14 protein-coding genes and 1 tRNA gene are annotated in these 14,343 nt (G+C 63.3%); 8 read left to right on the top strand and 7 right to left on the bottom strand.

Annotated elements, in window-relative coordinates; genetic code table 11:
- The first annotated feature begins 289 nt into the window (after positions 1-289).
- The 3 genes from BKA07_RS05775 to BKA07_RS05765 all read left to right on the top strand — a co-directional run bounded on the left by BKA07_RS05775 (position 290) and on the right by BKA07_RS05765 (position 3,350).
- A complete protein-coding gene (locus tag BKA07_RS05775) occupies positions 290-847 on the top strand; it encodes a PadR family transcriptional regulator (RefSeq protein ID WP_167950052.1) in 558 nt (185 codons plus the stop codon).
- A gap of 3 nt (positions 848-850) precedes the next feature.
- On the top strand, positions 851-2,698 hold the full coding sequence (locus tag BKA07_RS05770; protein ID WP_167950051.1) for an ABC1 kinase family protein: 1,848 nt from the start codon (positions 851-853) through the stop codon (positions 2,696-2,698).
- A gap of 190 nt (positions 2,699-2,888) precedes the next feature.
- Complete coding sequence (locus BKA07_RS05765) at positions 2,889-3,350, top strand: DUF4383 domain-containing protein (protein WP_167950050.1); 462 nt, start codon at positions 2,889-2,891, stop codon at positions 3,348-3,350.
- On the opposite strand, the gene BKA07_RS05760 is transcribed toward BKA07_RS05765, so the two are convergent.
- The 3 genes from BKA07_RS05760 to BKA07_RS05750 form a co-directional block, all read right to left on the bottom strand.
- Positions 3,331-4,341 carry an inorganic phosphate transporter gene (locus tag BKA07_RS05760; protein WP_167950049.1) on the bottom strand — a complete coding sequence of 337 codons (1,011 nt, stop codon included), beginning with the start codon at positions 4,339-4,341 and terminating at the stop codon, positions 3,331-3,333. The genes BKA07_RS05765 and BKA07_RS05760 overlap by 20 nt on opposite strands.
- Positions 4,342-4,344: 3 nt before the next feature.
- A complete protein-coding gene (locus BKA07_RS05755; RefSeq protein ID WP_167950048.1) occupies positions 4,345-4,965 on the bottom strand; it encodes a DUF47 family protein in 621 nt (206 codons plus the stop codon).
- 284 nt (positions 4,966-5,249) lie between these two features.
- A complete protein-coding gene (locus tag BKA07_RS05750; RefSeq protein ID WP_245161856.1) occupies positions 5,250-5,837 on the bottom strand; it encodes a hypothetical protein in 588 nt (195 codons plus the stop codon).
- 187 nt (positions 5,838-6,024) lie between these two features.
- Here BKA07_RS05750 and BKA07_RS05745 point away from each other — a divergent pair, with 187 nt between their 5' ends.
- A complete protein-coding gene (locus BKA07_RS05745; RefSeq protein ID WP_167950047.1) occupies positions 6,025-6,963 on the top strand; it encodes a hypothetical protein in 939 nt (312 codons plus the stop codon).
- 179 nt (positions 6,964-7,142) lie between these two features.
- Positions 7,143-7,215, top strand: a tRNA-Lys gene (locus BKA07_RS05740).
- Positions 7,216-7,626: 411 nt separating this feature from the next.
- On the opposite strand, the gene BKA07_RS05735 is transcribed toward BKA07_RS05740, so the two are convergent.
- A complete protein-coding gene (locus BKA07_RS05735) occupies positions 7,627-8,556 on the bottom strand; it encodes an NAD(P)-dependent oxidoreductase (protein ID WP_167950046.1) in 930 nt (309 codons plus the stop codon).
- The gene (locus BKA07_RS05730) at positions 8,507-9,286 is read right to left on the bottom strand and encodes an SDR family NAD(P)-dependent oxidoreductase (RefSeq protein ID WP_167950045.1); all 780 of its coding nucleotides are present in this window, start codon (positions 9,284-9,286) and stop codon (positions 8,507-8,509) included. Before BKA07_RS05730 ends, BKA07_RS05735 begins: the two co-directional genes overlap by 50 nt.
- A gap of 187 nt (positions 9,287-9,473) precedes the next feature.
- Here BKA07_RS05730 and BKA07_RS05725 point away from each other — a divergent pair, with 187 nt between their 5' ends.
- Positions 9,474-10,301, top strand: a complete 828-nt coding sequence (locus BKA07_RS05725; RefSeq protein ID WP_167950044.1) for a helix-turn-helix domain-containing protein — start codon at positions 9,474-9,476, stop codon at positions 10,299-10,301.
- 632 nt (positions 10,302-10,933) lie between these two features.
- Here the strand turns inward: BKA07_RS05725 and BKA07_RS05715 are convergent.
- A complete protein-coding gene (locus BKA07_RS05715) occupies positions 10,934-11,185 on the bottom strand; it encodes a PspC domain-containing protein (RefSeq protein ID WP_167950043.1) in 252 nt (83 codons plus the stop codon).
- Between the two features lie 271 nt (positions 11,186-11,456).
- Here BKA07_RS05715 and BKA07_RS05710 point away from each other — a divergent pair, with 271 nt between their 5' ends.
- Entirely contained in the window at positions 11,457-11,621 is a 165-nt protein-coding gene (locus tag BKA07_RS05710) for a hypothetical protein (protein WP_167950042.1), read from the top strand.
- A gap of 24 nt (positions 11,622-11,645) precedes the next feature.
- Positions 11,646-12,950, top strand: a complete 1,305-nt coding sequence (locus BKA07_RS05705; RefSeq protein WP_209043879.1) for a PH domain-containing protein — start codon at positions 11,646-11,648, stop codon at positions 12,948-12,950.
- Positions 12,951-12,983: 33 nt separating this feature from the next.
- Here BKA07_RS05705 and BKA07_RS05700 read toward each other — a convergent pair whose 3' ends face one another.
- Complete coding sequence (locus BKA07_RS05700) at positions 12,984-14,336, bottom strand: FAD-dependent oxidoreductase (protein ID WP_167950041.1); 1,353 nt, start codon at positions 14,334-14,336, stop codon at positions 12,984-12,986.
- Between the last annotated feature and the right edge of the window lie 7 nt (positions 14,337-14,343).

Below are 14,343 nucleotides of genomic sequence, written 5' to 3'. Positions count from 1 at the left end.
TTCGCAGGCATTCAGCCGCGGCAATGCTCAACGGTTGGCATGTTCTGCTCGATTTGCGTCGGCAGATCGAGCAGAACTTGCCAACCGTCGCCTGTTCCCCGAACGTCGGCGTGCGCCGAGGCGGGGGGCGTTCGCCGACGTGCACGGTTCCCCGGATTCCTTCGTCGCTCGTGCCTGAACACGGTCTTGGAGTTGCCTCCGCAATCGACCGAACGACCTTCCCAGCAACACATCGCCGATATATCGTTATATATCGTCAGAGCGATACGCACCAGACCTGGAGGTCATCATGAACGAGCCATTCAATCACAGAAGCTCTCCCCGCCGAGGCGGCGACTGGGGCGGCGCCAACATCTGGGAGGCGATGGAGCAGCTGCGTTCCTCCTTCAACCCCAAGCAGTCCTTCCGCATGAACCGTGGAGACGTCCGCACCGGCATCCTTGCACTGCTGGCCGAGGCACCGATGCACGGATACCAGATCATCCAGGAGATCGAGGGACGAAGCGGCGGCAGATGGAAGCCCAGCCCCGGATCGGTCTACCCGACGCTGCAGCTGCTCACGGATGAGGGGCTCATCAGTTCGGAGCCCTCCAGCGGCCGCAAGACCTATTCCCTCACGGAGCTCGGACGCGAGCAGGTCGAATCCGATCCGGACTCCAGCGCCCCGTGGGAATCAGCGAACAAACGCGATACCCCCAGGGCGGGGAATCTGGCCAAGGCCGGCGTCGAGCTGGCGCAGGCAGCGGCCCAGGTCGGGCGCACCGGCAGCAAGGAAGGAGTCGCCGAGGCGGTCACCGTGCTCGAAGAAGCCAAGCGCAAGCTGTATTCGATCCTCGCCGAGGACTGAGGGATGACGGCGGAGACCGAGCGGGTCGGGTCGGCCGAGGACCGCGCAGCGCCGGAGGCCACCGACCGAGGTCGCACGGATCGGAGTCGAAGGCTCCGGGCTCGCTACGGTCGGATACTCCGCTTCGCCGCGGCTCAGATGGTCATGGCGTGGTGGTTCGAGATGACGCTGCCGCGGATCGGCCTGGGTCGGTTCGCGGCACGGGGCCGAGTGGAGCGCTGGCGTTCGAGCGCCAAACGATTTCGCACCCTGGCCGTGGAGCTCGGTGGGCTGATGATCAAGGTCGGACAGTTCCTCTCGTCTCGCATGGATGTCCTGCCGCCCGAAATCACCAAGGAGCTGGAGGGGCTGCAGGACGAGGTCTCTCCTGTCCCGTTCGGTCAGATCCGCGCCCTCGCCGAGGCGCAGCTGGGCATGGGCCTCACCGATGCCTTTGCCTCCTTCGACACTCGCCCGCTGGCCGCCGCGTCCTTGGGCCAGGCGCACTCGGCCGTCCTGGCCCCGGAGGTCGCCGCAGATCTCGGATTCGCCGAGGTGGTCGTCAAGGTCCAGCGTCCGGGCATCGCCGATGTCGTCGAGGTCGATCTGCGCGCCCTGCGCCGGATCGCCGGGTGGCTCTCCCGAGTCCGTTTCGTCTCCCGCCGCGTCGATATGCCCGCGCTGGTCGAAGAGTTCGCCGACGTCAGCCTCGAGGAGATCGACTATCTCCATGAAGCCGCGAACGCGGAGTCCTTCTCCATGAATGCGGCTGGACCTGCTTCTTCCGCGACCGGACCTGCCCCTTCGACAAGCGCGCCACACCCTTCCGCGAGCGGGTCGGCCCGTGTGCAGGCTCCGCGGATCGTCTGGGAGCAGACCACACCGCAGGTGCTGACCATGGAGGATGTCACGGCGATCAAGGCCAATGACGTCGCTGCTCTGCGTCGAGTCGGGATCGACCCCGACGAGGTTGCAACGACCTTCGCGCACACGATGTTCGACCAACTCTTCCGCACCGGGTTCTTCCACGCCGATCCCCACCCCGGCAACATCTTCGTCACCCCAGCCCACCCGGCAACAGCCTCGGCGGAGGTCGGCTGGCATCTGACCTTCGTCGACTTCGGGATGATGGGGCATGTGCCGGAGAATCTGCGAACGGGCTTGCGGGAGCTCATCATCGCCGTGGCCATGCGGGACTCCCGCCGTCTCGTCGCCAGCGTCGAACTCATCGGGGTTCTGCTGGACGGCGCAGACACGGACGAACTCGAACGCTCTCTCACGGGGCTCTTCGCACGGTTCGGCGGCATGGGATTCGCACAGCTGCGCGACGTCGATGAGAAGGAGCTGCGAGCCTTCTCCACGGATTTCGAATCGGTGGTGAGGGATCTGCCCGTCCAGCTGCCGGAGAACCTCTTCCTCATCATCCGCTCGCTGTCCATGGTGTCGGGTCTGTGCAGTTCGCTGAATCCCACGTTCAATATCTGGGAGGTCGTCGAGCCCTATGCGAGCGAACTGATCGAGGAGGAGAGGGGCGGCGTCGCCGGGACTGCGGCGAAGGAGGCGCTCAACTTCGTGCGTCTGACCCTGGGGCTGCCGGGCCGGCTCGACGGTCTGGTCGAAAGACTCGAGAACGGCGAACTCTCGGTGGCCACGCCCAAGTTGGATCGTCGTGTCGCCGGCCTCGAACTCCTGGCCCGCGGGGTGATCTCGGCCGTGCTGTTCACCGGCTTCGTCATCGGCGGTGCGGTGCTGCTGTCGACGACGACGCTGGGCGGCGTGCTGCTGCTCATCGCCTCGACGCCGGCGCTCATCCACAGCCTTCTCACCCTGCTGCGGCACAGGAGGATCACGCACCGAGACCGACGTCTGTGAAGACGCGCGACCGTCCGGCTCCGGCCGACTGCTCAGTCTGACCCTGCCGCGCAGTCCGGCGGACGCGGCCCTCGGCGACGGTGATGGCCCGTCACACGACGGTGAAGAGGAAATTCGACTTCGAGCCCATCCACCGCACAATCGGCTCCGAATCACGGTGTGTACGACGAAGGCCTCGGAAGGGAATGCCATGACCGCAAACACCACATCCGCACACACCGCACGCAGCAGCGTCCAGATCGTCTCGGGCATCTTCGGAGCCGTATTCCTTCTGGTGGGGGTCCTGGGATTCATCCCGGGCATCACCAAGGACCTGGACACGATCATGTTCGCCGGGCACCAATCACAAGCCGCTCTGCTGGGACTCTTCCAAGTCTCGGTGCTGCACAACATCGTCCATCTGCTCTTCGGCGTCGTCGGCCTTCTCGGTCTCAGATCAGGCAGATTGGCCAAGACCTATCTCATCCTCGGCGGCATCGTCTACGCGGTGCTGTGGATCTACGGACTTATCGTTCCGATGGAATCGATGGGCAACTTCGTTCCGCTCAACACCGCTGACAACTGGCTGCACTTCGTCCTTGCGGTAGCCATGGTCACGACCGGAATCGTGTTCGGGCGCACGGTTCGGAAGGTCACCCGACCAGCACTCTGACCACGAGGCCGATGCAGATCGCCAGGATCGCCGCCGCGGGAATCGTCAGCACCCAGACGCCGACGACGGGAACGATGAAGCGCGCGCGAGCCCGGCCTCTGCGACCGGAGTACTGAGTGCCCAGGATCGCCGAGCCGAGGATGAAGGTCAGCGACACCGGAACCCGCATGATGAGCGCTGCCGTGTACATGAGCACCGTGGCAGTGGCATCTGCCGTCGCGGACTTCAGCGGGTCGAGTTTGGCCATGCGCACGGACAGGGTGCGCACGACCCTCCACCCGCTCAGTCCGGTGCCGATCGCGAGCGCCGCGGCGATGAGCAGCCGCACGGGCCAGGTGATCTCGACAACGGAGAGCTCGGTGTCCGGACTGGCTTCGACGGCGAGGAGCCCGACCATGACCAGGGCCGCGATCTTCTGCGCGTCCTGAACGCCGTGGACCAGCGACAGCGAGGCGGTGAGGACCGAGTCGACCATGCGGGCCCCGCGAAAGAGCGGCTTGGGCGGTGACGCCGCGAAGACCTTGGACAGCAGAGCCGTGAGTCCCCAGGAGAGCACGAACCCGAGGATCGGCGAGATCACGAGTGGCAGGATCACCGAATCGATGGCTTCGTAGGAATTGACCGAGAATCCCAGCACGATGCCGGCTCCGAGCAGCCCTCCGATGAGGCAGTGTGTCGAGGACACCGGCAGCGCAAGATAGTACGTGAACAGGCTCCAGGTCGTCGCGGCGACGAAGGCGATGATCAGGGAGGTGAGGATGACCTCGGGGTCCCCGTCGAAGTGGACGATCTGGTTGGCCACGACGGAGGCGATGCCCTCGCCCAGCAGCGCGCCGATGAAGTTGAAGACCACGGCCAGACCCAGTGCCCACCGCGGATTGATGGACCGACCGACGACGGCGTTGCCGATCGTCAGCGCAGCGTCGTGGAAACCGTTCGAACCGGCGAAGATCACCGCAGTCACGATGACGCCCGCCAAGAGCAGCTCCACGGACTACGACTCCTTGATCGCGATGGCTGCGACGACCTTGCCCAGTTCGGTGAAGCCGTAGGCGGCGCGCACGAATGCCTGTCCCAGTTGGGAGACTGCGGCCATGTACGTCAGACCCCGCTTCGAGTTCGGCACGGCGTCGGACATCCGCCACTGCAATGCTTCGACCTGGTAGGTCAGTCGGTTGATCGCGTCGACATAGTCCCACTGATCGAGCTTGCTGGGAAGCCGGGTGATCATCCGCGAAGTGTGGTCCGTCTGGTTGGACAGGACCGCGAGAGTCTCCAGGACACCCGAAGGCAGTTCGTCGAAGGCCTCCGAGGCGAGGACGAAGCCCGCTCCGTGCAACAGGTGGCAGATGTCGCGCATGTGATGACCGAGCAGATAGAGGTCATTGCGGTCGAAGGGAGTGATGTAGTTCTCTCGCAGCGCCCGGAGCACGGCGCCCATGTCCTCGTCGGCCTGGTCGCCGATCTCGCGAAGGCGGTCTGCGGCTTGGCGTCGTTCGCTGACTTCGATCCCGGAGAGTTCGGCAAGCACCAGATTGCATTGCCGCATCTGCCCGGCCAGATCGGACAGCCGCTCGTAGAAGACAGTGTCCTGCGGTACTCGCTTGAGCCGCATGCGCTCCTCCTGCCCGGGGCCCGGTCGAGCCATGTTGCTTCAATGATAGATGAATCAAGGATTTGTGCCGGACGCTGAACCGAGAGCGCCTCTCGGCGGTAGGCCGCTCGAAGCGGCTGAATTTGGAGCCCGGGGCTTCAGCGATCCAGCGTCCGGTGGCCACGAGGGCCACACACCACGATACTCGCTCACGCTCATGAGTCCACCGCCGAGGCGGGTGAACGTCAGTTGAAAATCTCACAGTCACCGACGTGGAACACTTCAGCGAACCGTCGGCCAGGGACTCAGTCGAGCCCGCCGTGGCGGTGGGAGACGGCGGCATCCTTGAGGTCCTTCGCGAGCTGCCGCAGGCGAGACCTGGTCTCTGCGCTGTCGGTTCCCTCGGCGCACATGCCGACGAAGGCCGCCGCCCGCAGGAGGGCGATGACGACATCCCCGCGGAAGGCACCGGCCAGGATCTCATCGATGGCGCGGGCCACCTCGTCGGGGCCTGCGGGAAGCTCGACACCGGCGAGGATCTCGTCGAGTCCGAGGCCTCCGGCCATGCTGCGCTGCCCGTCGGCGAACATCTCCGCGAGCTCACGCGGGGCCGTATGGATCCATTCGCGCAGCGCGTACAGGCGCCAGAGTGCTCCCGGCGCTGAGACCGCAGGAGCCGCGGACCACATTTCGGCGATGACTTCGAGGCCGATGTCGTCGGCGAGTTCCACAAAGCGCTTCGTCGCATCCTCGTCGCGCCTGCCCTGCGCATCTCCGAGGAGAAGTGCGGCGGTCGCGTGGGAGGTCTCTGATCTGGCCACCGGGTCACTCGAATCGCTGAAGGAATCGAGATCGGCCAGGGGAACCGGGCGGTGGAATCGTGGCTGTGTCATCGTCAGGGCAGTCTAGTCCCCCAACCTGAAGGGCATCCACCAGGACCGGGCCGTCGACACCACGGGCGGACTGTCGACTCGCGGTCAGGGTTCATTCGTCGGGTTCACAATGGCCACTACTAAACTGGTGACAGATCCGTACCTGCGAGAAGTGGGTGACGAGCGCAGACACCGAGGAGGAACTCCCGTGGCAAAATCATCAGTGGCGAAGAAGGGGTTGGACAAGGCGGCGAAGTTCGCTGTCAATGAGGACGGAACCCTCAATCCCCGCGCCCAGTCGATGCTGTCGACGCTTCTGTCCGTGCAGCGTCCGGTTGCCCTTGCCTATGTGCGCAGCCTGCGCCGCAGGAACCCGGAGGCGACTCCGGAGGAGCTCATCAAGATCATCCGTCGGCACTACCTCGCCCTGACCACCTCGGGAGGTGCCGCCGTCGGAGCCACCGCTGCGGTCCCCGGCCTGGGAACGACCGCCGCACTCGGCGTGGCCACCGCCGAGACCGCAGGGTTCCTCGAGGGCACGGCGCTGTTCGCCCAGGCGATCTCGGAGATCCACGGACTTCCCGTCCAGGACGCCAAACGTGCGAATGCGCTGGTGCTGGGACTCATGCTCGGCAAGGACGGGAAGAATCTGGTCCAGAGGTTCGGCAAGCAGTCCGGCGGCACGGAGACCCTGTTCGCCAACTGGGGTTCGACCGTGACCAGACAGCTGCCCGCTCCCGTCGTCGACCTGCTCCTGCGCAAGCTGCGGAAGACCTTCATCCGCAAGTTCGCCGCCCGGGCCGGAGGATCGCTGGTCGGACGCCTGCTGCCCTTCGGCATCGGCGCGGTCATCGGAGGTGTCGTCAACTCACAGATGTCACGCAAGGTGACCAAGGAAGCGGAGGAGGCCTTCGGCGCGACACCGACGATCTTCCCCCTCGAGACCGATCCCGAGTACGTCGCTCCGAAGAAGGACAGAAAGCTGCTGGCAGGGCTGAAGAACGTCGCCGCACTCCGTGACAAGGTCAGGAAGAACAGGGCGATCGAATCAGATGTCATCGACAAGGCGTCCGAATCCAGCTCCTCGAGCACGGAGGCTTCGGCCGACGGTGGTGTCGACGGCGATCGCCCCGAACTCGAGCAGTGACCACACCACAGACTTCGATGGTTCCGGCGACAGCGCAGTGTTACAGCGACAGCGCAGCGGAGGAACCTTCGCACTGATCCGCCGCCGGCCGGCTTGAGTATTCGGTCGGCTTACCTCTAATATTGTTGAGTCTCCAACGACACCGGCGTGACGCTTGTTCTCGCGGTCGTATTGGGGCGGGGCCTCTAGCTCAGTTGGTAGAGCAACGGACTTTTAATCCGTGGGTCGAGGGTTCGATCCCCTCGGGGCCCACCTTGGGTAGTTCTCGAAACTCCACAGCGAGAACGTTCAGTATAAGGCGAAGGAACGCTAGGAATTCGTCGGCTCGATCGGTGTGACATCATCCGCTCAGTGGCCGCCGATTTTGGTGCTTCAATGAGCCGTCTCGGCATTGGATGAAGTCACCTCGGCGAAGGCGATCACATTTCCTCAGTTCGCGACCGCCCTCAGTTCGCGACCGCCTGGTTTGCGGCACAGGGCGAGGACATCGTCCCAGCCGTCGGGTCCCGAACGTCAGACCGAGTCAGAGCCGTTTCCAGTACCGAGGTTGAGCTGAACTCTGACGATCGCACCGCCATCGCCGAGGTGCTCCCGCGATTCGAGGAGACCGCTATCCCTCGGCCCTCATGGCGTAACTCGCTGAGGCCGGACCGAAAATGGGCTTCAGTTGAGCTGCTCGATCACGGCCGGTAGGCGATCAGCGCCCGAAAGACCTCGCGCAACGGTCGCTGATGCATCGATCCCTTCCTCCCACATGGCATCGTCGAAAATGTTCATGTCGAGCGCTTCTACCGCGGCGAGATGATCGACGGAGTCCGGTGTGACCATCGTGTTCATCAGACGCAGGGCGCGGCTGTCGGCCGATCCAAGTCGCAGCGAGGAAACGAGCGCGGTGGTGGACAGACCGGTCTGCACCCCGAGCTCGAGCACATCAGCGATCGCAGCCTGGTTGAGAATGAGCAGCGCGTTATTCAGCAGCTTAGTCATCTGGCCGGAACCGGAGTCCCCTGTGTGCGCAATGTTCGTCGCGTAGGACTGCATGACTGGTGTCGCTGAGTCGACAGCGTCGGCGGGGCCGCCGACGTAAACGGTAAGTGCACGTGCTTCGGCTCCGAGACGGCCGCCGCTGACGGGCGCATCGAGCACGAAGATGCCTGCTGTCTCGGCGAGTTCGCGCAATCGTCGCGCATTGCCAGGGGATCCCGTACCGTGATTGATCACCGTCTTTCCAGCCCCTAAATGAGGCAGAATCTCTTCCTCAACGAGCTGCAAGACACTGTCGTCGGTGCTCACGCACAGAGCGATGACGTCAACGGAAGAAGCGAGCGAAGCGATCGAGTCGTGTGCGACGTGAGCCGTATAGGTGAGGGGCACCAGGGAGGCAGACCGTCGCACCCAGACGTGTAAGTCGAACCCGGACTCGGCGATTGCTGTCGCCATGGGAAGACCTTGGTCACCCAAGCCGATGAAGCCGACAGATGTGATGTTTGTGGGAGTAGTCAACAGAACTTCCTTCGTTTTCAACAGAAATGGACAGCGACGGTCAGTCGCGATAGCGGGCTGCCAGCTCCGCGGATTGGGCTCCGAATGCATTGAGGTCAGCGCTGAAGATTTCCTCCAGCAGGTGTACCTGCTCGACCCCAGGAGCGGTGACACCTTCACCGAGTTCGATGCCACGCAGGCTGGCGGTGACAACGTCGGCAGCCGTCATCCGCGGAACAGCGGAAAGGTCCATACCCTGCCGTTCGTGGAATTCGGTCGCAACTACGCCCGGGAGCAGAGCCTGGACGCCGATACCGTGCACAGCGATCTCGGTTTGGAGCGTCTGCGAGAACGCAAGCGCATAAGCCAAGGACGATGCATAGACGGACCGGTGGAGTCCGACCTGCTCGAGCGACGCGGGCCCGCTGAAAGCAAGCATCCCGGCAACATTGACAATCTGCCCCTGTCCACGGGAGATCATGCCCGAGACCACTGCGTGCGTCAGCATAGTCGGCGCGTGTACCTTCACCCCGATCAACTCGGTCGCGTGTGCCGGCGACAGATCGGCGAAAGGACTGTAATGCGCGACCCCGGCATTATTGACAAGCATCGTTACCGCTTGGTCTCCGATCGCATCGATGACGGTCTGGATGCCGGCGCTCTCCGCGAGGTCAGCGACGACCGTCTCGACTTGGACGTCGGGAAAGTCACCGGCAAGCTCGGTGAGTCGTTCCTCTCTGCGCCCCACGACGATCAGCGATGTTCCTCGCCGCGCGAGACGTCGGGCATACTCTCTTCCGATGCCTGACGATGCTCCGGTGACAACGGCCAATCCACTCATAATTCAGCTCCCTCGTATGCGCCGATCGGCGCGAATGACGTCGGCCCCGAATGGGACCGATCCAACAGCGACAGTTCGTATCGCTCGTCCCACCGTGGCCTTTGCAGAGCCCACTGGGGTATACCCCAGTGTCAGTGGTCCCAGCAGAACCAGTGTCAGACGATGGTGCTGCCATTACGCTGTACTCATGGTCAATCGCGAGAACATGCTGGGTGACTATCTGCGTGCTCAGCGAGAAAGAACGAAACCGGAGCACGTCGGTCTGCCCACTCAGCGCAATCGCCGAGTGCCCGGTCTGCGCCGCGCAGAAGTCGCGCTGCTGGCAGACATCAGCGCCGACTACTACCTTCGTTTGGAGCAGGGCCGTGACCGGCGCCCATCAGCCCAAGTCCTGCACGCACTCTCAGATGTTTTCAAGCTCGACGCAATAGGCACCACCTATCTACTTTCCCTCGCCGAACAGAAAGACGACAGACTAAGACGCCACCCCAAGAGAGAAGTCGTACCGGAAAGTATCGCGACGATGCTCAGCACGATCAACCTGCCGGCATTCGTCGAGGGCCGCTACCTCGACGTACTCGCCGCCAATCCACTTGCGACCGCCATCTCACCAGAATTGACCGTTGGGAAGAATCGACTGCTCTCGGTCTTCCTCGATCCCGGAGAGCAACAACTGTATACCGACTGGGAGGACACCACAGCCAGACTCGTCGCAGGATTCCGCCGTTCAGTCGGAACCGACACGCTGAACAATCGCTTCATCGACCTCGTCGGGGAGCTCTCTCTCGCCAGCGAACGATTCCGCACACTATGGGCACGACAAGACGTCCAGCCACGACAGAACTGGCGATTCACCATCGAGCACCCGTTGGTGGGCGAAATGACGCTGCTTCGCGAGAAACTCGTCGTCGGCGACACCGACCGCGGACTTATGCTCGCGATCTACCACTCCGAACCGGGTTCCACAGACGCGGAGAAACTCCAAGTTCTCACTTCGACCGCCTGCCCGGCCTGATTAGGCATCGGAACGAGTTCGCTCTGCATCTCACACCCGCCTGTGCTATCCGAGGAGACGACACCACCAGACCTCACCGAAGGTGTGGTAGGTGGGCGCGACGGAGACGAGAGCCTCTTCGAGTCGGGTTCGATGCCATTGTCGACACGAGCGCGTAGGGTGGCCTCTGCGCCAGAGGTCGCATGCGCGTGTGCCAGCTCAGCTGCAGCGACGCCACCGACAACGCTGAGTTCGCAGTCGCTGGCGGTCATGGCCCCTGCCTTCGTCGCGCAACGCTCCGGGCGAATGGATGACCACCATGATCAACATATCAACAGGATTACCAATGAGCATTCGGCTGTTAGACGTCTGTTCACCCAGTTCACACACGCCCCTCAACGTGCGGTCTGACCGCCGCAGAGTCTTTGAAACGGAATCAATCCGTCCTGCCAGGCGTTCAGTGCCAGGCGACCGCGTAGGTGACGACACCGACGACAGACAGTACGAACGAGATGCGGACAAGAACGCGCATCAATCACACGCTGATGCCGGCCGCCTCGGCGAAGCGACCGGCGATGCCACCATGGATACGGTCAAATCCGCGATGGAAGCCGGTCTCGCCAATGGAATCGAATAATGAGTTCATGTCGGTTTCACTGCTCGAGGCGGCCGCCGAATACCTGCTCGAGTGGAATGCTTCCGTCCTGCCAAGGGGTGAGCACCCAGGCGACGAGGTAGGCTCCGATCCCCAGAACCGGAAGCAGGAACGAAGCCAGGACCAGCAGGCGGACCAGCCACACGTTCAGCCCCGTCAACTCGGCAAGACCTCCGGAGATGCCGCCCAAGACCCGGTCGGGTCCACGACGGAAGCCGATATTGCGAATAGCATCAAATAGTTTTCTCATACCGTCAACAGTACGCAGGCTGTGTCGTCCTGCACAGGGGTGCTGACCGTCGAACCCGGCTGAGGGAAACCGGAACCGGCACACCCGAAGGGAACAGGACATGGGCCACCTCGGCGGCTTCATGAGACTCATTCTCACCATATGAGACAGCAATCACGGAATTTGGGCGCGTCCATTCGAAGACAGGAGGCAAGGGCAGTTACGCTTATGGAGTTGTGCAACCTATTGTCCGCTTCCGCAATCTCAGCGACGCGGCAAAGAGGAGTCCGTTGTGAAGTGGTTGAAGAAGACCGTCCTCACGCTCGTCGTCATATTCGTGGCGTTCTACCTGTTCACTCGGCCGGAAGATTCGGCCGATGCAGTCAGAAACGCTTTCGCGGCAGTGGGCAGTGGCGTCAATTCGCTGGTCACGTTCTTCTCTTCCCTGTCCGCGTAGCCGCACAGTAAGCAGCGGGGCATTGTGAGTTCGCTGACCGACCCGAAAGTCGAAAACCATCTCATCGTTGAAGAGGGTGAGATCGTTGTCGACGAGGTGCGTCGCCATTTCCTTGCCTTTGTCACACCGTCACTCATCATTCTGCTCGGCGTGGCCATTGCGGCTCTCAGCTTCGTGGTGCCCTTCGACTTCGCCACGATTCCACTGGGCATCGGCACCCTCGTCACCCTGTTCGGTGTCTATCGAGCCCTGTTGGTCCACATGGACCGCTTCGTCATCACGAATATGCGCGTGTTCAGAATCCATGGAATCTTCACTCAGCACAAAGCGACGATGCCGATGTCGCGCATCCTCGACATCTCGGTGCACAAACCGCTGATGGGTCGGATCTTCCGCTACGGGCATTTCGTCTTCGAGTCCGCCGCTCAAGACCAGGGCCTGCGCGATATCCGCTATGTCGGGCGGCCGGATGATCGCGACCTCACCATTCAGACGGTGATTCAGCGTTCCGGTCTGCGCTCAGCCATCAAATCGTTCGCTGACAACAACGAAGAAGATGATGATGACGCCACGCAAGCGGATACGAATCCGGAGACAGACGCGGACCTCCCAGCCGGTGGAGAAGACGACTACGAAGACTACGATCGCGAAGACGACTTCGATCCCGACTTGGATCCGCCCCCGGTCGACAACGGCCGCCGCTTCAGCGCAGGAGTGGCAGCCGGTGGGCACCCCGCTGTGCGCACAGGTGTCGGCCCGGACGTCGACACCGAAGAGTGGAACACGATGGAACTCCACACGGACCACGGCTCCACCGCTTCTGAGGAGTTCAGAATCGGCAGTGCCTCGCCCGCATTGAACGACCCGGTTGCCATGGCGGCAAGTTCCTGGGAGCTGCGGTGGCCCGAACGCGACCGCATGCAGACGGCGACGGAGCTGATGCGTGCCCATCGCCGTCTCATCTCAGACCTTGACGAGAAGCTGCGCCCGTTGGGACTGACCTATGCCCGTTATGAAGTGCTTCTCCTTCTGTTCTTCGACCACCGAGGTGCGCTCCCTCTGGTCGAACTCACAGACCAGCTGCAGGTCGAAGCCAGTTCGTCGTTCTCCACGGTGAGATGGCTCGAGGACAATGGGCTGCTCGAAAGAGTCCTGGAGTCCGGTGAAGACGGTGAGGTCTACGCCGAGATCACACAGAACGGCCGGGTGCTGACCGATCGAGCCAGTCAGATCGTCGCCGATGCCGGGTTCGGCATGGACACGATGACCGAAGCGGAATGTCACCAGCTGACCAGTCTGCTGGCGCGACAACGTCGCATCCGGGAGTGAATACCCTCGCGACGACTGCGATTCGGGCCGAGATCAGGTCCGTGACCGGGCCTGGGCTCGCCCTACTCCTTCACTTGCGTCGTCCTCTTCACTTGCCTCCCACTCCGCCCGGCGCGCGAAGCCCGGGGCATGCTCCGGCGTGATGCCCAGCCCGAGGATCCTCGCCGGGATGACATTGAGCGCCGGGAACGTCGTCACCAGCCATAGGACCGGTCTCGGCGGACGGATGACGCCGCCCCCGTGGACGACGGGTTCGATCATCCGGTGGATGCCGCCCTGCAGCAGTTCGACCGCCTTCGTCGTCAGCATCCGTCTGCGCTGAACACGCCTGAGGTCATGGGCGCTCACCCGGCCCGACCGCAGAGCGTCGGCGAGGAGACGTGCCGTAGCAACACCGTCTTGGACTGCGAGGTTGACTCCGACCCCGCCGAGCGGGCTCATGGCGTGCACGGAGTCCCCGATGCACAGCAGCCCGTCGACGAACCAGCGTTTGGCCTGATTGCGACGGACGTCGAGGAGCTTCACATCCCCGAACTCGAGCGCGCCGAGGTCGTCCGCCAGCGCGGGAAAAGTCTCGGCGACCGCCTTCCGCAGAGACTCGATTCCCTGAGCTCGGAACCTCGAGTCCTCACCCTTCGGGATGAGGCGGGCCATCTGGACGTGACCGTCTCGCGGGATTGCGACGAACACGTTGCCGCCGCTGGTGCGCGGAGCGATGGAGTCGGGGAGCTCCGCCTCGGTATCGATCCGGAACCACCACACGTCGATCGTCGACCGCAGTTCCCGCATCGTCAGCCTTGCCTCGTCCCGGGCCTTCGACCAGCGGCCGTCGGCGGCCACGACGAGCGGTGCGCGCAACTCCGTCTCGCCCTCGGGCGTCTGCGCACGGACACCGATGACCCGGTCGTCGTCCCAGATCAACGAGGTCATCTCGACCCCCATGCGCAGATCGAATCCCGGCTCGTCCTCCCCCGCCTCGGCGAGCAGATTGAGGAAGTCCCACTGGGGCGCGATCGTCATGAAGGGGTGGGCGACATTCAGTTTGGACAGATCGCCGAGGATGTAATCACTGCCGTCGTCGGCGGTGAGGCTGATGTTGGTCACCCTCCGGTGTGTGATCCTGGCGAATCGGTTGTAGAGACCCAATTCGTCGAGCAGACGCAGCGTCGACGGGTGGATGGTGTCGCCGCGGAAGTCGCGGAAGAAGTCATTGTGCTTCTCCAGCACCGTCACCCTGACTCCCCCGCGGGCCAGGAGCAACCCGGCGACGACTCCTGCGGGCCCACCTCCTGCGATGATGCAGTCGGACTCGGTGACTGACCGGTCGTGCTCCGTGACTGGTCGGTCATGCTCGGTGACTGCTCGGTCGTGCGCGGCGTCCGTCATGACACCC

Origin of the sequence: Brevibacterium marinum (assembly GCF_011927955.1) — a bacterium.
GTDB lineage: Bacteria > Actinomycetota > Actinomycetes > Actinomycetales > Brevibacteriaceae > Brevibacterium > Brevibacterium marinum.
The sequence above is the reverse complement of the archived record's forward strand: the minus strand, read 5'-3'. Positions and strand labels throughout refer to the sequence as shown.

Coding starts and splice junctions, on each gene's coding strand:
- BKA07_RS05775 (WP_167950052.1), top strand. CDS start 290: ATGAACGAGCCATTCAATCACAGAAGCTCTCCCCGCCGAGGCGGCGAC.
- BKA07_RS05770 (WP_167950051.1), top strand. CDS start 851: ATGACGGCGGAGACCGAGCGGGTCGGGTCGGCCGAGGACCGCGCAGCG.
- BKA07_RS05765 (WP_167950050.1), top strand. CDS start 2,889: ATGACCGCAAACACCACATCCGCACACACCGCACGCAGCAGCGTCCAG.
- BKA07_RS05755 (WP_167950048.1), bottom strand. CDS start 4,965: ATGCGGCTCAAGCGAGTACCGCAGGACACTGTCTTCTACGAGCGGCTG.
- BKA07_RS05750 (WP_245161856.1), bottom strand. CDS start 5,837: ATGACACAGCCACGATTCCACCGCCCGGTTCCCCTGGCCGATCTCGAT.
- BKA07_RS05735 (WP_167950046.1), bottom strand. CDS start 8,556: ATGCATTCGGAGCCCAATCCGCGGAGCTGGCAGCCCGCTATCGCGACT.
- BKA07_RS05730 (WP_167950045.1), bottom strand. CDS start 9,286: ATGAGTGGATTGGCCGTTGTCACCGGAGCATCGTCAGGCATCGGAAGA.
- BKA07_RS05725 (WP_167950044.1), top strand. CDS start 9,474: ATGGTCAATCGCGAGAACATGCTGGGTGACTATCTGCGTGCTCAGCGA.
- BKA07_RS05715 (WP_167950043.1), bottom strand. CDS start 11,185: ATGAGAAAACTATTTGATGCTATTCGCAATATCGGCTTCCGTCGTGGA.
- BKA07_RS05700 (WP_167950041.1), bottom strand. CDS start 14,336: ATGACGGACGCCGCGCACGACCGAGCAGTCACCGAGCATGACCGACCA.